The sequence below is a fragment of the Aggregatibacter sp. HK296 genome (assembly GCF_980469475.1).
In genome coordinates, this window is the sequence record NZ_OZ413142.1 from 1,075,857 (window position 1) to 1,093,484 (window position 17,628).

14 protein-coding genes are annotated in these 17,628 nt (G+C 43.1%); 3 read left to right on the forward strand and 11 right to left on the reverse strand.

Going from position 1 to position 17,628, the window contains the following annotated elements:
• Positions 1–21: 21 nt before the first annotated feature.
• Both AC30SH_RS05075 and AC30SH_RS05080 read right to left on the reverse strand, forming a co-directional pair.
• Positions 22–966, reverse strand: a complete 945-nt coding sequence (locus tag AC30SH_RS05075) for a 2-hydroxyacid dehydrogenase (protein WP_314885754.1) — start codon at positions 964–966, stop codon at positions 22–24.
• A 152-nt stretch (positions 967–1,118) separates the two neighbouring features.
• Positions 1,119–1,685 (reverse strand): anthranilate synthase component II, encoded by a 567-nt coding sequence (locus AC30SH_RS05080; RefSeq protein WP_314885755.1) that lies wholly within the window; start codon positions 1,683–1,685, stop codon positions 1,119–1,121.
• Positions 1,686–1,779: 94 nt separating this feature from the next.
• On the opposite strand from AC30SH_RS05080, the gene AC30SH_RS05085 reads away from it, so the two are divergent.
• Both AC30SH_RS05085 and AC30SH_RS05090 read left to right on the forward strand, forming a co-directional pair.
• On the forward strand, positions 1,780–2,772 hold the full coding sequence (locus tag AC30SH_RS05085) for an aminodeoxychorismate synthase component I (RefSeq protein WP_314885756.1): 993 nt from the start codon (positions 1,780–1,782) through the stop codon (positions 2,770–2,772).
• Between the two features lie 2 nt (positions 2,773–2,774).
• The gene (locus AC30SH_RS05090) at positions 2,775–3,362 is read left to right on the forward strand and encodes an aminotransferase class IV family protein (protein WP_314885759.1); all 588 of its coding nucleotides are present in this window, start codon (positions 2,775–2,777) and stop codon (positions 3,360–3,362) included.
• Positions 3,363–3,436: 74 nt separating this feature from the next.
• On the opposite strand, the gene lpdA is transcribed toward AC30SH_RS05090, so the two are convergent.
• The 3 genes from lpdA to aceE form a co-directional block, all read right to left on the reverse strand.
• On the reverse strand, positions 3,437–4,861 hold the full coding sequence (gene lpdA / locus AC30SH_RS05095) for a dihydrolipoyl dehydrogenase (RefSeq protein ID WP_006717897.1): 1,425 nt from the start codon (positions 4,859–4,861) through the stop codon (positions 3,437–3,439).
• 99 nt (positions 4,862–4,960) lie between these two features.
• Entirely contained in the window at positions 4,961–6,841 is a 1,881-nt protein-coding gene (gene aceF, locus AC30SH_RS05100) for a pyruvate dehydrogenase complex dihydrolipoyllysine-residue acetyltransferase (protein ID WP_489582226.1), read from the reverse strand.
• Positions 6,842–6,914: 73 nt separating this feature from the next.
• Positions 6,915–9,572: a pyruvate dehydrogenase (acetyl-transferring), homodimeric type gene (gene aceE / locus AC30SH_RS05105; protein ID WP_109127883.1), complete on the reverse strand. Its 2,658-nt coding sequence runs from the start codon at positions 9,570–9,572 to the stop codon at positions 6,915–6,917.
• 435 nt (positions 9,573–10,007) lie between these two features.
• On the opposite strand from aceE, the gene tehB reads away from it, so the two are divergent.
• A complete protein-coding gene (gene tehB / locus AC30SH_RS05110) occupies positions 10,008–10,868 on the forward strand; it encodes an SAM-dependent methyltransferase TehB (protein ID WP_212510650.1) in 861 nt (286 codons plus the stop codon).
• 72 nt (positions 10,869–10,940) lie between these two features.
• On the opposite strand, the gene dapD is transcribed toward tehB, so the two are convergent.
• The 6 genes from dapD to sppA all read right to left on the reverse strand — a co-directional run bounded on the left by dapD (position 10,941) and on the right by sppA (position 17,604).
• Positions 10,941–11,768 (reverse strand): 2,3,4,5-tetrahydropyridine-2,6-dicarboxylate N-succinyltransferase, encoded by an 828-nt coding sequence (dapD, locus tag AC30SH_RS05115; protein ID WP_048750968.1) that lies wholly within the window; start codon positions 11,766–11,768, stop codon positions 10,941–10,943.
• Between the two features lie 43 nt (positions 11,769–11,811).
• On the reverse strand, positions 11,812–12,783 hold the full coding sequence (cysB, locus tag AC30SH_RS05120; RefSeq protein WP_048750969.1) for an HTH-type transcriptional regulator CysB: 972 nt from the start codon (positions 12,781–12,783) through the stop codon (positions 11,812–11,814).
• A 34-nt stretch (positions 12,784–12,817) separates the two neighbouring features.
• Positions 12,818–13,804 (reverse strand): 23S rRNA pseudouridine(2605) synthase RluB, encoded by a 987-nt coding sequence (rluB, locus tag AC30SH_RS05125; RefSeq protein ID WP_489582227.1) that lies wholly within the window; start codon positions 13,802–13,804, stop codon positions 12,818–12,820.
• A 45-nt stretch (positions 13,805–13,849) separates the two neighbouring features.
• Positions 13,850–14,473 carry an L-threonylcarbamoyladenylate synthase gene (locus AC30SH_RS05130; RefSeq protein ID WP_006717883.1) on the reverse strand — a complete coding sequence of 208 codons (624 nt, stop codon included), beginning with the start codon at positions 14,471–14,473 and terminating at the stop codon, positions 13,850–13,852.
• 79 nt (positions 14,474–14,552) lie between these two features.
• Entirely contained in the window at positions 14,553–15,677 is a 1,125-nt protein-coding gene (gene tyrA, locus AC30SH_RS05135) for a bifunctional chorismate mutase/prephenate dehydrogenase (RefSeq protein ID WP_489582228.1), read from the reverse strand.
• Between the two features lie 40 nt (positions 15,678–15,717).
• Positions 15,718–17,604 (reverse strand): signal peptide peptidase SppA, encoded by a 1,887-nt coding sequence (gene sppA / locus AC30SH_RS05140; RefSeq protein WP_489582229.1) that lies wholly within the window; start codon positions 17,602–17,604, stop codon positions 15,718–15,720.
• Positions 17,605–17,628: the final 24 nt, after the last annotated feature.

Here is a 17,628-nt window from a genome sequence, read left to right on the forward strand (position 1 = left end):
TCATACCACAGGAAATAAGAATTACTTACCGTGCATCACAAAATCTTCGATATTTTGTGCGACTTTATTCACTAAGGTGGTCACTGCCGAATCACTCGCCCACGCAATATGCGGTGTGATTAACAAATTAGGTAAGCGTTTTGCCGCTTGAATTAATGGGTTGTCCTTTTCCGGTGGTTCTTTAACCAATACATCCAAGGCTGCCCCGGCAATTTTGCCGTTTTCTAGCGCCTCTAACAATGCTGCTTCATCCACCAATAGGCCTCGCCCGGTATTGATGAGATAAGCCGTCGGTTTCATTAATGCCAACGTTTCCGCATTGATTAAATTTTTGGTGGTATCGGTTAACGGGCAATGCAGCGTAACAATATCCGCTTGTTTCAATACGGTTTCAAACTCTGTGTACCCCTCACGAATGTGGCTTGCACCTTTGTGTTCCGCATACAACACGTTCATGCCCAATAATTGCGCCAAACGCCCCACTTCTGTGCCTAAGCAACCTTTCCCAAATACCCCTAACGTGGCGCCACGCACATCTGTTATCGGATAATCGGTGTAGCAGAACTGTCCGCAAGTCGCCCAACGATCGGAGGTCACTTGATCGCGATGATACCCAATAAGACTGTGTTTTAATGAGAAAATCATGCCCAAGACATGCTCCGGCACGGCCACACTGGAATAACCGGGCACATTTTTTACGGCAATACCGAGGTCTTTCGCAGCGTCTAAATCAATGTTGTTGGTACCGGTGGCAGTAATTGCGATGAGTTTTAATTTCGGTAATCGGCTTAATAATTCTCGGTCAAACACCACTTTGTTGGTCACCACAATATCGGCGTCTTTGGTGCGTTCAAAGGTTTCCTCCGGCAATGTGCGGTCATATTCCGTCCAAGAGTGTGGAAAGCTTGGGCGTGGAATATCATGGCTTGCGGGAATACTGGCACGATCGAGAAAAACAATATTCATCAAAAACTCCTTTAGTTTCACAATATTTGAATATAGCGTCTAACCTTAAAGAAGCCCTTGCGCAAAAACAAGGGAGAGCAAGGATTTTTGTGATTTGTGTGATCTCGATCTAAAAAATGCAGCAAAAAAGCACCACACTTTGATGGCGATTCTTAAGAGTCCAGCAACCAATTTCGCAAAATTTGCTCACCATATTCCGAAATATAGGATTCCGGATGAAATTGCACCCCGTAAATCGGCAACGTTTTATGCTGCATGGCCATAATGATGTTGTCATCACAACGGGCAGTGATTTGTAATGCGCTTGGAAAATTCTGCTCACTTACCGCCCAAGAATGATATAAGCCAATTTGAAAAGCCTGCGGCATATCTTTAAAGAGAAGGGATTCCTCCACACACTGCAACTGCTTGGCTTGCCCATGACGTGGGAACGGAAGATTATGTAATTCTGCGCCAAAAAATTCGCATAGCATTTGATGCCCTAAACACACGCCCAAAATGGATTTACTGTGCTGATAACGTGCTAGCAAGTCAAATAATTGCGGATAAGCGCGCGGCACATCCGGGCCGGGAGAAATCAATAAATGAGAAAAATCGTCCACGGCATCTAAATCTAGTTCTTCCACATTGACCACTTGAAATGGCACATCCAAACCACGGATGAGATCCACTAAGTTGAACGTAAAAGAATCGTGATTATTGATGATCAGTAGCGACATAAACTCTTTCTCTGAGGGCTAAGTAGGCGGTGAAGTATATAATTTTATGGCGATTTAAGCTAAAATTTTCGCCGATTTTTCACGAGATAATGTTATGTGGCAAGATTTTATTCAACAAGCAAACCGATTTGGCGAAGCGAAAACGCCCTTCTTCTTTTTAATCGATTTTGAGCAACAAAAACCGATATTGTGTTCGTTAAATGAAATGACTGAACAAGGGATTTTCGTCCAATTTCCAGACTATACCAACGTGAATTGGCTGGAAAATTTGCCGCATAAAACATCGCCAATGCCACCTTTTTATTTACATAAACAACCTATGAATTTTGCCGCATATCAAAAGGGGTTTGATTTAGTACAACAGGAACAGCGCTTCGGCAATTCCTATTTGCTAAATCTGACCTACCCGACACCGATTGAAACCCATTATTCACTGCGCCAACTGTTCCAACAGAGTCAAGCAAAGTACAAATTGTTGTTCAAAGATCAATTTGTGTGTTTTTCACCGGAATGTTTTGTCAATTTATACGACAACCAGATTTTCACTTATCCGATGAAAGGCACCATTGATGCGACGCTGCCCCATGCCCAAGCCACCTTGCTCAACAATCAGAAAGAACAGCGAGAACATTACACCATCGTGGATTTAATGCGCAATGACTTAGCCACCGTGGCAAAAAATATTCACGTAACGCGTTTTCGTTATGTGGAAGAAATCCAAACCGAACGTGGTGCTATTTTGCAAACCAGTTCTGAAATTCGTGGTGAATTGGCGGAAAACTGGCAGAAAGAAATCGGTTCTCTTCTTGCCAAACTGTTACCCGCCGGTTCTATCAGTGGCGCCCCAAAAGAAAAAACCGTACAAATTATTCAACAGGCCGAACAACAACCTCGCGGCTATTACACCGGTATATTCGGTATTTTTGATGGGGAAAAATTACAAAGTGCGGTGGCAATTCGTTTTATTGAAAACACAGAAAAAGGATTTGTTTTCCGCAGTGGCGGTGGCATTACCATTCAAAGTGACGCACAGGAAGAATATCAAGAATTGATTCAAAAAGTGTATGTGCCGTTACAGAGGGCTTAATCATGGAATTTCCTTTATTTGAAACTCTTGCCATCGAACAAGGCAAGATCCGCAACATCGCACTCCATCAACAACGCTACGAACGCAGTTTACAGGCGTTTTATGGCAAGCAAAGTGCGGTCGTTTTTCCTCGCATTTTTCAGCTTGCCGAACATATTCGTGTACCTCTCGAACTGGCTGTCGAACCGCTGATTCGTTGCCGAATCGATTACAATGCGGAGCAAATTGAATGCCGTTATTTTCCTTACCAGCGTAAACATTGTCGCACCTTTAAACCGGTTGTCTGCGACCACATTGACTACGGCTTGAAATACGCTGACCGCACTTTATTAAACGAATTACTCGCGCAAAAAGGCGATTGCGATGAAATCATGATCATCAAAAACGGACATGTCACCGATTGCACTATCGGCAACCTTATTTTACGCCAAGGCACGCAATGGTTCACTCCCGACACGCCCCTCCTTGAAGGCACCCAACGGGCGGCATTATTAGCCCAAGGTCGTATAAAAGTGCGGTCAATTTTAGCGACAGATTTGAGTTTGTTTGAAGAAATCAGGTTGATCAATGCGTTGAATGGATTGGAATAAAAAATCATCCTGCAATATTTAAGCAAGAAAAAAGCCTTTCCGTTTGGAAAGGCTTTTATGTTTAATCAAGCAAATTATTTTTTCTTCGCTTTTGGATTTGGTAAGTCGGTGACGGAACCTTCGAAGACTTCGGCCGCTAAACCGACAGATTCGTGTAAGGTTGGGTGCGCGTGGATGGTCAACGCGATGTCTTCCGCATCACAGCCCATTTCGATCGCTAAACCGATTTCACCTAACAATTCACCTGCGTTGGTACCTACAATAGCTCCACCTAATACGCGATGAGTATCTTTATCGAAAATCAGTTTCGTCATACCATCGGCACAGTCAGAGGCAATCGCACGACCGGAAGCCGCCCACGGGAAGTTCGCCACTTCATAGTTCAAGCCTTCCGCTTTACATTCTTTCTCAGTTTTACCCACCCATGCCACTTCAGGCTCGGTATAGGCAATAGAAGGAATCACTTTCGGATCGAAATAGTGTTTTTTGCCTGCAATCACTTCAGCGGCAACGTGACCTTCGTGAACACCTTTATGGGCTAACATTGGTTGACCAACGATATCACCGATAGCAAAAATGTGAGACACATTGGTGCGCATTTGTTTATCGGTACGAATGAAACCGCGTTCATCAACGTTGACGCCTGCTTTTTCTGCATCAAGCAATTTACCGTTCGGTGTACGACCAATAGCTACTAATACGGCATCATAACGTTTTGTGATGCTGCCTGCTTTTCCTTCCATAGACACATGGATGCCGTCTTCTTTCGCTTCTACGGCAGTCACTTTGGTTTCAAGCATTAAATTGAATTTTTGCTCAATACGTTTAGTGAAGATTTTAACGATATCTTTGTCTGCAGCAGGAATCACTTGGTCGAACATTTCAACCACATCAACTTTAGAACCTAACGCTTGGTAAACGGTCCCCATTTCCAAACCGATGATACCACCGCCCATGATTAATAATTCTTTTGGTACCTCACGCAATGCAAGCGCATCCGTAGAATCCCAAACTCGTGGATCGTGGTGTGGAATAAATGGTAATTCAATTGGACGAGAACCCGCTGCGATAATCGCATTATCAAATTTCACGTTAGTGACATTACCGTCTTTATCGGTCACCGCTAAAGTGTGGGAATCAGCAAATTTTGCTTCGCCTTGTACCACTTGCACTTTACGCATTTTTGCCATACCGGCTAAACCACCGGTTAAGCGGGAAACCACGCCTTCTTTACCGGCACGAATTTTATCTAAATCAATCGTTGGTTCAGCAAAAACAACGCCGTGATGTTCAACGTGTTTAGCTTCTTCAATAATTTTTGCAACGTGCAATAACGCTTTAGACGGAATACAACCTACGTTTAAACAAACGCCGCCCAAAGTAGAATAACGTTCAACGATGACTGTTTCTAAGCCCAAGTCAGCACAACGGAATGCAGCGGAATAACCTGCCGGACCTGCGCCAAGCACAACCACTTGGGTTTTCACTTCTTTACTCATTTTGTCTCCTTAAAAATGCGATTTTTTATGACCGCACTTCATTTAATCAAGCGCTAAAAATTTAAAAATGCCTCTCTCATTTGAGAGAGGCACAATAAATTACATAATTAAACGACGTAAATCTGCCAACACAGAACCGATGTAGCTAATGAAGCGTGCACCGTCGGCACCGTCAATAACACGGTGGTCGAATGACAAGGAAATCGGAATAATTAAGCGCGGTGCAAAATCTTTACCGTTCCATACAGGTTCCATTGAAGATTTGGATACACCTAAAATCGCCACTTCCGGCGCATTCACGATTGGCGCAAAGTGAGTTGTACCCAAACCACCAATACTGGAGATGGTGAAACAACCGCCTTGCATATCGGATGCCGTTAATTTACCGTCACGGGCTTTCTTAGAAACTTCAGCCAATTCACGGGAAAGCTCGATAATGCCTTTTTTATTCACATCTTTGAATACCGGTACAACTAAACCATTTGGTGTATCTACCGCCACGCCGATGTTGATGTATTTTTTCAAGATTAAGCGCTGTGCATCTTCAGTGATAGAACTGTTGAAACGAGGATACGCTTCTAATGCTTTAGCAACCGCTTTCATAATAAACACAACCGGTGTGATTTTCACGCCAAGTTTTTGTTTTTCCGCTAAGGCATTTTGTTCTTTACGGAAAGCTTCTAACTCGGTGATATCTGCTTTATCGAAATGAGTAACGTGTGGAATCATAACCCAGTTACGATGTAAGTTCGCACCGGAAATCTTATTGATACGGCTTAATTCCACTTCTTCGATTTCACCAAATTTGCTGAAATCAACTTTCGGCCATGGTAGCAAGCCTAAACCTGCGCCATTTGCAGTACCAGTAGCCGCTGAAGAACCACTTTCTAACGCTTTCACTGCCGCTTTTACATAAGCTTGAACGTCTTCTTTTAAGATACGACCTTTACGACCGGTACCCTTCACTTTATCTAAGTTCACACCGAATTCACGAGCAAGACGGCGAATCACCGGTGTGGCGTGTGCAAAACTTTTCGCTGAAGTGACATCAGCATCAGATGCAGTTGCTGCCGGCGCAGAAGGTGCGGCAGCTGGCGCAGCTACCTGTGCCGGTGCTGCGGCTTGTGATGTAGCTGCAGCAACCGGTGCAGCACCTGCCACTTCAAATTTCATAATTAATGAACCGGTAGAGACTTTGTCGCCCACTTTCACTAAAATTTCTTTAACGACACCTGCAAATGGTGCTGGCACTTCCATCGAAGCTTTGTCACCTTCAACGGTAATTAATGACTGCTCTTCGGTGATGCTATCGCCCACTTTTACCATAATTTCAGTCACGTTAACTTCGTCACCGCCGATATCAGGGACATTCACCTCTTTCACACCACCGGCAACCGGTACTGCAGGCGCGGCAGCAGGCGCAGATGCCACTGGTGCTGAAGCAGACGCACTGCCGGCAACTTCAAAACGCATAATCAATGTGCCAGTGGACACTTTATCGCCCGCTTTGATAATGATTTCTTTCACGATACCGGCAACAGGTGCTGGCACTTCCATAGACGCTTTATCACCTTCAACGTTAATAATGGATTGATCCACTTCAACACGATCGCCTACGTTGACCATAACATCGGTAACGTTGACTTCATCAGAACCGATATCCGGCACATTCACATCAACTACTTGTGCACTAGCCGGCGCAGCGGCAGGTGCTGCGGCCGGTTGAGCGGCTTGTGCAGGTGCTGCGTCAGCGCTATCTAGTACCAACATAGGCGTGCCTGTGGTCACTTTATCTCCCACTTTCACTAACACTTCTTTAACCACGCCTGCTTCAGGTGCCGGCACTTCCATCGATGCTTTATCACCTTCAACATTGATGATGGATTGATCCGCAGTAATTGTATCTCCAACTTTTACCATCACTTCGGTAACGGTCACTTCATCACTACCGATATCCGGAATTTGAATTTGTTTAGCCATTTCTTTTTACCTTTTAAACGTTTGGAAAACCAACCGCACTTTCATCAAGTGCGGTCGTTTTTTTCGTTATTTTTTATGCGTATAACGGATTCAATCTTTCAGGATCGATACCGTATTTTGCGATTGCTTCGGCAACCACTTTCTTGTCAACTGTGCCTTCTTGTGCCAACACATGTAATGCGGCAACCACAACGTGGTGTGCATCTACTTCAAAGTGGTCACGCAAGTTCGCACGGCTATCGGAACGACCGAAACCATCCGTACCCAACACATGATAATGTTTAGCCGGTACATAAGCGCGGATTTGCTCAGCAAAAAGCTTCATGTAGTCGGTTGCTGCAACGGCAGGCTTGTCGTTCATCACTTGAGCAACGTATGGCACACGTGGTGTTTCGGTTGGATGTAACATATTCCAACGAACCGCATCCGCCCCCTCGCGAGCAGCTTCAGTGAAGGATGGCGCACTATAAACATCAGAGCTGATGCCGTAGTCGTTAGCCAAGATTTGAGCCGCTTCACGTACATGACGCAAGATCGCACCGGAACCAAGTAATTGCACTTCGCCTTTACCTTTTCCTTGTACGCGTTCAAATTTATAAAGACCTTTACGAATACCTTCTTCAGAGCCTGCAGGCATTGCTGGTTGATCGTAAATTTCGTTTAATGTGGTGATGTAATAGAACACATCTTCTTGTTTTTCACCATACATACGGTTAATACCGTCTTGCATGATAACCGCCACTTCATAAGCGAATGCCGGGTCATAAGAGACACAGTTAGGAATCGTTAAAGATTGAATGTGGCTGTGACCATCTTCGTGTTGTAAACCTTCACCATTCAATGTTGTACGACCGGAAGTTCCACCAATCATGAAACCGCGTGCCAATTGGTCACCTGCTGCCCACATCAAGTCACCAACACGTTGGAAACCAAACATAGAGTAATAGATGAAGAATGGAATCATCGGTACATTACTGACGGAGTAAGAGGTTGCCGCTGCTAACCAAGAAGACGTTGCACCTAATTCGTTGATACCTTCTTGTAATACTTGTCCATCTTTCGCCTCACGGTAGTAAGCCACTAAATCGCGGTCGGATGGGACATAATTTTGACCATGCGGGTTGTAAATACCGATTTGACGGAATAAGCCTTCCATACCGAAAGTACGCGCTTCGTCTGCCACGATTGGCACAATGTGTTGACCCACATTTTTGTCTTTTAATAACGTATTCAAGAAACGAACGAATGCCATTGTGGTTGAAATCGGACGTGGTTGCGCTTCTAACAAGGCAGAGAATTCTGAAAGCTCAGGTACTTTGAAGTCCACGGTAAATTTCGGTTGACGTGCAGGCACATAACCTTGCAATGCTTTACGATGTTCATGTAAGTATTTGTACTCTTCGGAACCTTCTGGGAAGGTGACGTAAGGCAAGCTTTCCAAATCTTCATCTTTCACTGGAATGTGGAAGTAGTCGCGGTAAGCTTTGATACTGTCAGCAGACATTTTTTTGGATTGGTGTGCGGTGTTTTTACTTTCTGCTTCCGCAATTTTATAGCCTTTCACAGATTGCACTAAGATAACAACCGGTTTACCGGCATTTTGTGCTTTCTTGAATGCAGCAAACACTTTAAGCGGATCATGACCGCCACGTTGTAACGCCCAAATTTCATCATCAGTCATATCAGCAACTAATGCGGCGGTTTCCGGGTAACGACCGAAGAAGTGTTCACGTACGTAAGCACCGTCTTTAGATTTGAATGTTAAGTAGTCACCATCAACCACTTCCATCATTAATTGGGTGAGTTTACCTGTGGTGTCTTTAGCAAATAATTTATCCCAACGACTACCCCACATGACTTTGATCACTTCCCAACCGGCGCCCACGAATAAACCTTCTAATTCTTGAACGATTTTACCGTTACCGTTTACCGGGCCGTCTAAGCGTTGTAAGTTACAGGAAATGACGAAAATTAAGTTATCTAAATGTTCGCGAGCGGCGAAAGTTAATGCACCTTTAGATTCAATTTCATCCATCTCGCCATCGCCTAAGAAGGCATACACTTTTTGATCAGCAGTGTCTTTCAAACCACGATTGTGTAAGTATTTTAAGAAACGGGCTTGATAAATGGCGTTCACCGGGCCTAAACCCATAGAAACGGTTGAGAATTGCCAGAAATCAGGCATTAATTTCGGGTGAGGGTAAGAAGACAAACCTTTGCCATCCACTTCTTGACGGAAGTTGTTTAATTGCTCTTCCGTTAAACGTCCTTCTAGGAAAGCTCGAGCATACATCCCCGGCGCCGCGTGGCCTTGGAAGAAGACTAAGTCACCGCCGTTTTTCTCTGTTGCTGCTTTGAAGAAATGGTTAAAACCGACTTCATACATGGTTGCCGCAGATTGGAAAGTGGATAAGTGGCCACCTAAATCAAGGTCTTTTTTCTGTCCGCGTAATACCATCATCACGGCATTCCAACGAACATAAGAACGAATGCGACGTTCAATCTCTAAATTGCCCGGATAAGCCGGTTGCTCGGAAACTGGAATGGTATTCACATAATCGGTTGTGATCCCACTAGGTAAAGAAACGCCACCGGCGCGAGCTTGTTGCATAACTTGATCGATAATGAACTGAGCGCGCTCAATGCCTTCCTCACGAATTAACGAATCAATTGCTGCCAACCAATCGTTAGTCTCGATCGGATCTACGTCATTTTTTAACAATTCTGACATAGTTTTTTCCTTATTTTGTTAAGTTAGAAGTACGTTTAACGCTACTTTTGGTAGCAATTAAACAACGAATTGATAACTAAAAATGGTTTAATTTGCCAAAACCCCTATGTAAACTGTACAAAAAACATACATTACAAATTTTTAACAAATAATGTAAATCTTATTAGATTTTTTGAAAGAATGATAGTGATTTTTATCTCTGCAGCGGAAAATATCTTATCGCCGAGCTCTTTTAAATAACCATTTATACATAAATTTACGCGACAATCTTCAACACCCAAGAAAACACCTAAAAAAACCACCGCACTTTCTAAAATAGGTGATCGTCATCACATATTAGCCATTGAAAAAAAGAATTAAATATTGCGTATTTTGCTCAATTAACCTACCATTAGACTCAACTATTTATATCGCATAAAAATTTGGAGATAAAAAATGCAAAACGAACTTATTTGTTACAAAAAAATGCCGGTTTGGACTAAAGACAGCTTGCCAAAAATGTTTCAAGAAAAGCACAACACCAAAGTCGGCACTTGGGGAAAACTCACCGTCTTAAAGGGCAAACTCAAATTTTATGTGTTAACGGAAAATGGCGATATTGTGAGCGAACACATTTTCACCCCACAAGATGAAACACCTTTCGTTGAACCTCAACTTTGGCATCGTGTCGAAGCCCTTTCCGATGATTTGGAATGTTTCCTTGAATTTTATTGCACCAAGGAAGACTACTTCAGCAAAAAATACAATATGACCGCGACTCATGGCGATGTGGTCAATGCGGCTAAAATTATCAAACCATGTAAGGTGTTAGATTTAGGTTGTGGACAAGGGCGTAACTCTCTCTATTTGAGTTTACTTGGCTATGATGTAACTTCTTGGGATCACAATGAAAACAGTCTCCAATTTTTAAACGAGACTAAAGAAAAAGAAAATCTGAAAATTCAGACCGCTCTTTACAATATCAACGATGCAAACATTCAAGAAAACTATGATTTTATTTTGTCAACTGTGGTCTTTATGTTCCTCGATCGCACCCGCGTACCGGCAATTATTGAAAACATGCAAAACCACACCAATCCGGGTGGTTACAATTTAATCGTGGCCGCCATGTCCACAGCGGAAGTGCCTTGCCCGGTACCCTTCTCTTTCACCTTTGGTGAAAATGAATTGAAAGAATACTACAAAGATTGGGAATTCTTGGAATACAACGAAAACATGGGTGAACTGCACAAAACCGATGAAAACGGCAATCGCTATAAAATGAAGTTTGTGACCATGTTGGCAAGAAAGAAATAGTTTGCCGATTTAGAAAAGAAAAAGACCGCACTTTGCGATATAAAGTGCGGTCTTTTTTTATTGCGTTTTTAATTATTCTTCAATGGAACGTAATAATTCGTTGATACCGACTTTTCCTAGCGTTTTGGCATCCACTTTTTTCACGATAACGGCACAGTAAAGGCTGTATTTACCGCATTTTGACGGAAGGCTACCAGAAACAACAACAGACCCCGCCGGTACACGACCATAGTGAATTTCGCCGGTTTCACGATCGTAAATTTTAGTGGATTGACCAATAAAGACCCCCATAGAGATTACACAACCGTCTTCAACGATAACGCCTTCAACAACTTCGGAACGTGCACCGATAAAGCAGTTATCACCAATAATAGTTGGGTTAGCTTGTAATGGCTCTAACACGCCACCGATCCCTACGCCACCGGATAAGTGCACGTTTTTACCGATTTGTGCGCAAGAGCCGACCGTTGCCCAAGTATCCACCATCGTTCCTTCGCCCACATACGCACCAATATTCACATAAGATGGCATTAACACTGTGTTCTTAGCAATGTATGCCCCTTTACGCACAGTAGCAGATGGCACCACGCGGAAACCTTCTTGTTGGAAACGTTCTTCCGTGTAATCAGCAAATTTTAAAGCAACTTTGTCGTAGTATTTGGTTTCTGCACCATCAATGATTTGATTTTCATTGATACGGAAAGAAAGCAATACCGCTTTCTTTAACCATTGGTGAGTCACCCATTCGCCATCAATTTTTTCTGCTACGCGATATTTACCGCAGTCTAAGCCTTCAATCACTTCTTCAATGGCTGCGCGAGTTTGTGCATCAACAGTTTTAGGTGTGATTTCCGCACGTTTTTCAAAGGCGTTTTCAATAATTTGTTGTAAATTTGACATCTTGCTTCCTATATCAGTGTGAATAAAAATAAATGCGTTAAGATTACAATACTTCTAACGTGACATTACTAAATAACTTTTTCACATCGCTATTATCATGCAATCTTTCGGCTTTTTCGACATTGGTTCGAGTCAAGTGCGGTGAAAAATAATTAATAAAGTCATACATATAATTTCGTAAGAATGCACCATTCTTAAATGCAATTTGTGTCATGCTTGGACGGAATAAATGATCTGCTTTGATAGCCACTAAATCCTTATCTGCCGATGTATGTGCCATAGAAGCCATAATCCCGACGCCTAAGCCCATGCGTACATAGGTTTTGATAATATCCGCATCCGTTGCAGTAAACACAATGTTTGGCAAAATCCCCGCACTATTAAAAGCATAATCCAAATCAGATGCGCCAGTAAAACCAAAGGTATAGGTAATCAAAGGATATTTACCCAATTCTTCAATCGTGAGATGTTCACATTGTGCTAAAGGATGATCGGGTTTCACAATCACGGAGCGATTCCATAAATAACACGGCAGCAATACCACATCATCAAAGAGATATTGTGCTTCGGTAGTAATGGCTAAATCCACTTCGTCAGACATCAACGCATCATAAATTTGTGTAGGCGAACCTTGATGAATATGCAAACTTACATTGGGATAACGCTGAGAAAATTTCTCGACCACCGCAGGCAACATATAACGCGCCTGCGTATTTGTCGTTGCAATACGCAATACACCTTGTTCAGGCTTGGTATATTCATCGGCAACAGAACGAATGCCTTGCATTTTCATCATAATCTCACGAGAGATCGCCACAATTTTTTTCCCGGGCGGCGTTAATCCTTTGATGTGCTTACCATTACGCTCAAAAATCTCTACGCCTAGCTCATTTTCCAATAAGCGTACCTGTTTACTAATCCCCGGTTGCGATGTGAATAGCACATGCGCAGCTTCCGTGATATTCATATTTTGATTAGCGACTTCAACAATATAGCGAAGCTGTTGAAATTTCATAAATTCTCCTTTTAATGACAACCGTAAAGTGCGGTTATTTTTTATAACGTTTACTTAATTCTGAATAACGTTTAACTGCCTTACGGATTTTCCCTGTCTTTGGCTTACGTCGTTGCTTATTCATGTCTAATTTGGTTTCGGTTTCCGGTGGTAAACCGACCAATTCACGTAAATAATTCACGTCTGCCAGTTCCATCTCCTGCCAGCCACCACGTGGTAAATTCTTCATCAATTTAATGTTGCCATAACGAATACGAATCAAGCGGCTCACTTGGATGCCTTGCGATTCCCATAAACGACGCACTTCACGATTACGTCCTTCCATTAAAGTCACATCAAACCATTGATTCATCCCCACCCCACCAACAAATTTAATCTCTTTAAAATTTGCCGGGCCGTCTTCCAATTGAACGCCTTTTTTTAAGCGATTCAACATAGCGTCATCCACTGCACCAAACACGCGCACGGAATATTCCCGTTCAACTTCGCGGCTTGGGTGCATTAAACGATTCGCCAATTCACCATCCGTTGTGAATAACAATAAACCCGATGTATTAATATCTAAACGACCTACTGCAATCCAACGAGCACCGGTTAAACGCGGCAAACGATCAAACACGGTAGCGCGCCCTTCCGGATCATGGCGAGTGCAAAGCTCACCTTCCGGTTTGTAATACATCAATACACGACACACTTCTTTCTGGGCCTGTGTCAGGTTAACCAAATTACCGTCAATACGGACTTTCACACCGGAATTCACGTTAATTCGATCACCTAGCGTTGCGATTTTACCGTCCACACTGACTCGATTTTCCGCAATAATGCTTTCGATTTCACGACGGGAACCTTGCCCGGCTCGAGCCAATACTTTTTGTAACTTCTCGCCTTCGACTGAAGTTGCTTTCATCTCATTTTTTCCATTTGGCTTTACTGAAGTTGGACGGTTTTTCGCTACGACAGGTTGGTTTTTCTGTGTAAAGTGCGGTCGATTTTGAGCGCGTTTTTGTGTTGTGGGTTTCATAAATCCTCGTTGTCGCTTTCCCAAGCGTCTTTTTCAAAAATAGGTTTAAATAAACGGAGCGACCGAACCACTGCCTTCACGCAAAATGACCGGCGTTTCTGTCGTTAAATCAACCACAGTGGTTGGTTCTTGTCCTAAATAACCGCCGTGAATAATTAAATCCACTTGATGCTCTAGGCGGTCTCGAATTTCTTCCGGATCCGATTGGGTAATATGTTCTTCGTTTGGCAACATTAAAGAACAAGATAAAATCGGCTCACCCAATGCCTTCAATAAATCCAAGGCAATTTGATTATCCGGCACACGAATCCCGATGGTTTTTCGTTTGGACGTCATTAAGCGGCGCGGTAATTCTTTGGTTGCCGTTAAAATAAAAGTGTAACGTCCCGGCGTGTTGTTTTTAATCAAGCGATAAGCAGAATTTGTCACTAAAGAATAATTGGATAACTCCGATAAATCACTGCATACCAAAGTAAAATTATGCCCTTCCGGTAATTGGCGAATTTGCACGATACGATCCATTGCATGCTTATCCCCAATCATGCAACCCAACGCATAGCCGGAATCGGTAGGATACACGATCACGCCGCCATTACGTAAAATTTCAACCGCTTGATTGATTAAACGCACCTGCGGATTTTCCGAATGGATATAAAAAAATTGACTCATATGTTTTCACTCTCCGAGTAAAATTGCGGCGTATTATAGCAGTTTAAGCGCCTGCAGGATAACGCTTTGTGCCGTGCCATTAAACATTTCTTGCGTCACTGGCTTGCTGCAATAATTGACGGCTTTCCTGTAAAAATTGTTCTGAATAATCACCAAACCAGTCGCGAATTTGATTGAATTGATCAATAAAGCCTTGACGATCATGGTGTTTGAAAAAATCAAAGCCGACGTCATAACTGTTTTTCAGATGTTCAATCACTGCTAAGTTTTCCGGTTTATCCGCAATAATATCGGCATATAATGCCGCATCCTGTGCAAATAGACGTCCGACCATTGCCAATTCCAAACGATAAATCGGCGAAGATAATGCTAATAATTTTTCCAATTCCACCGGCTGTTGGGATAAATACAAGCCATACACAAACGTGGAAAAATGGCGCAACGCCTGAATATAGGTCATGTGATGATCATGTTCCGCGGCATCTACTTGGTAGATTTTGGCACCCCAAATTTGAATTTGTTGTAACAACCACTGATAGCGTTCGCTAAAACGCCCGTCGCAATATGCCACCACTTGTTTTGCCATGCTGGCGATATCCGGGCCAAACATCGGGTGCAACCCCACCACGGCACCTTGATGCACTTCCAGCATTTTTTGTAACGGCACTCGTTTCACAGAGGTTAAATCCGCCAACAACATATTTTCGGTAAGATAGGGTTTAAGGCGTTCAATCACTTCTGGTGTATTGGCGATAGGTACAGAAACAATCACGACATCCGCCTCTTGCAAAATGCTCTCTGCCTGAGGCCAATCCTCGTGTTCCAACACCACAACAGGATAACCGGAATCTTGCAAGTAACGACCAAACAAACGCCCAAGTTTGCCTCGTCCCCCCACAATAACAATTTTGCGAATTGCAGGATTTACGGTTTTAAAGCCGAAACGATTTTCACTGACATAAGACTCACGCATAATGCGGCGTAAAATGTCTTCAATTAAATCAGGCGACAGCCCAAGTTGCTCAGCCGCTTCACGTTTTCGTTGTAGCATTTCGATTTCCCGCTGCGGCACATAAATAGGCAGGCCATGTTGTTGTTTAACTTCACCAACCTTATGTACCACTTCCAAGCGCTTTGCCAAAAGCTGTAGCAATTCTTGATCTAATTGATCAATTTGCGCTCTTAACTCTGCTAACTGTTCCATCTTATCTCCGCTAAAAACACCCGAAAAACCGACCGCACTTTTATTTCACAGAACCGCAGGTTAAGCAATATAAATATTGCCCTTTCGGATCGTTAAACGTATTTAACAAACCAAGTTGGTTTCTAAACTGTGTCATTTCTTTTGGTAATCCGACAGTTTCTGCCATCACATGCTGTAACCAAAGACGACCTTCACCTTTGAAGTCGCGCATGATTTTCTTAATCAGCGTGCGTTCCTCGTCCACCATCCATTCCACAGAGAAACGACTTTCATCAATTTTTTCTTGCTCCGCGCGTCTTTCATTCACCAATTCCATGGCTTTTCCTAGAGCGGTATCAAGATTACCTAACTCATCCACCAATTTATGCGCTAACGCTTCGGAACCAAGCCAAACTTGACCTTGTGCAACCTTATCCACTTGGGCTTTAGTTAAATGACGCCCCTCGCTCACTTTAGTTAAGAATTGATCGTAACCATGTTCAATTTCTAGCTGTAATACATCATTTAATTCAGCGGACAACGGGCTTAAAAGAGAACCTAACGCCAAATCGGAAGTTTTCACGCCATCGGCAGAAACGCCAATTTTCTTAATGGTGTTCTCGAAAGTAGGTAACACGGCAAAAATACCGATAGAACCGGTAATCGTGTTTTTATCTGCCACAATATAATCCGCCGTGGAAGAAATCCAATAACCGCCAGACGCTGCCATGCCGCCCATGGAAACCACCACCGGCTTACCGGCTTTCTGTAAATGCGTTACTTCCTGACGAATAATTTCAGAAGCAAAAGCGCTGCCGCCCGGGCTATTGACACGCAATACCACGCCTTTTACGTCTTTATCATCGTGCGCCTGACGTAATAACATCGCAATCGTATCGCCACCGGCATTTTCTTCATCACTTTCGCCGTCTACAATCGCGCCCTCGACGTTCACCACGGCAATTTTATTGTCTGTTTCGCCGATTAAACGATCCGGTAAAGAAGCTAAATAGGTTTCAAAATCCACGGTTTTCGGCTGATGCTCTTTATCTTCACCAAAAAGTGCGGTCAATTTTCTATTTAAATCGAAACGATCCAACACATCAGTAATTAATTTACGTTTTACCGCATATGCCGTACTGTCGCCTTTCAAGGCCTTCAACTCGGTTAAATAAGTATTTGCCGTCGGCGCAACAAGCGCTTTCGGAATGTCCCGATTGGTGGCCACTTGTGCCGTGTAATTCTCCCACATGGTGTTTAACCAGCGTTGTAAATTAGCCCGTGCTTCAGGCGACATCTCATTACGCAAAAACGGCTCAACAGCTGATTTATAGGTACCCACACGGAACACATGAGGGTTCACGTCTAATTTATCCAGCATCTCTTTGTAATACAGCGTTTCCTGTGCCAAGCCCTCAATAGAAACACTGCCGATAGGATTCATGTAAATTTCATCGGCATAACTGGCGAGGAAATATTGAGATTGGTTGTAGCTGTCCGAATAAGCGATCACTTGTTTACCGCTATCTTTGAAATTCTCAATCGCTTCACCGACGTATTCAAGAGATGGTAAATCGCCTCCTTGAAAATAATTGAGATCCAGCACTAAGCCTTTCACTTTGTCATCCTGTGCCGCGGCATCAATGGCATAAATCACATCAAAGGTCGAATATTGTTGCGCAATACGTTGGTTATCCAATTCTTTTAGCATGCTTTTAAAACTGCTTTGAGCATCGCGATTATCTGCCAAATAGCCATCCAGTTGTAATAACAAAGCCCCTTGATCGCCTTTTAACACGACTTTTTCCTGTTTATCCGCCCCAACAATCAGGGTAAAAACGGAAAGTGCCAATAAAACAAAAATCAAGAAAACGATATTCATGACTAAATCACGAATAAAATTAAGGATACGCCAGGCAAACTTCACCAAAGAGACGATAAATTTCATATAACCTCGAAAAATCAACAAAAT

What these genes read in the sequence shown, in the direction of transcription:
- aceE (WP_109127883.1), bottom strand. Translation starts at nt 9,572, where the DNA reads ATGTCAGAATTGTTAAAAAATGACGTAGATCCGATCGAGACTAACGAT.
- aceF (WP_489582226.1), bottom strand. Translation starts at nt 6,841, where the DNA reads ATGGCTAAACAAATTCAAATTCCGGATATCGGTAGTGATGAAGTGACC.
- lpdA (WP_006717897.1), bottom strand. Translation starts at nt 4,861, where the DNA reads ATGAGTAAAGAAGTGAAAACCCAAGTGGTTGTGCTTGGCGCAGGTCCG.
- dapD (WP_048750968.1), bottom strand. Translation starts at nt 11,768, where the DNA reads ATGTCAAATTTACAACAAATTATTGAAAACGCCTTTGAAAAACGTGCG.
- cysB (WP_048750969.1), bottom strand. Translation starts at nt 12,783, where the DNA reads ATGAAATTTCAACAGCTTCGCTATATTGTTGAAGTCGCTAATCAAAAT.
- rluB (WP_489582227.1), bottom strand. Translation starts at nt 13,804, where the DNA reads ATGAAACCCACAACACAAAAACGCGCTCAAAATCGACCGCACTTTACA.
- AC30SH_RS05090 (WP_314885759.1), top strand. Translation starts at nt 2,775, where the DNA reads ATGGAATTTCCTTTATTTGAAACTCTTGCCATCGAACAAGGCAAGATC.
- AC30SH_RS05130 (WP_006717883.1), bottom strand. Translation starts at nt 14,473, where the DNA reads ATGAGTCAATTTTTTTATATCCATTCGGAAAATCCGCAGGTGCGTTTA.
- AC30SH_RS05085 (WP_314885756.1), top strand. Translation starts at nt 1,780, where the DNA reads ATGTGGCAAGATTTTATTCAACAAGCAAACCGATTTGGCGAAGCGAAA.
- tehB (WP_212510650.1), top strand. Translation starts at nt 10,008, where the DNA reads ATGCAAAACGAACTTATTTGTTACAAAAAAATGCCGGTTTGGACTAAA.
- sppA (WP_489582229.1), bottom strand. Translation starts at nt 17,604, where the DNA reads ATGAAATTTATCGTCTCTTTGGTGAAGTTTGCCTGGCGTATCCTTAAT.
- AC30SH_RS05080 (WP_314885755.1), bottom strand. Translation starts at nt 1,685, where the DNA reads ATGTCGCTACTGATCATCAATAATCACGATTCTTTTACGTTCAACTTA.
- tyrA (WP_489582228.1), bottom strand. Translation starts at nt 15,677, where the DNA reads ATGGAACAGTTAGCAGAGTTAAGAGCGCAAATTGATCAATTAGATCAA.
- AC30SH_RS05075 (WP_314885754.1), bottom strand. Translation starts at nt 966, where the DNA reads ATGAATATTGTTTTTCTCGATCGTGCCAGTATTCCCGCAAGCCATGAT.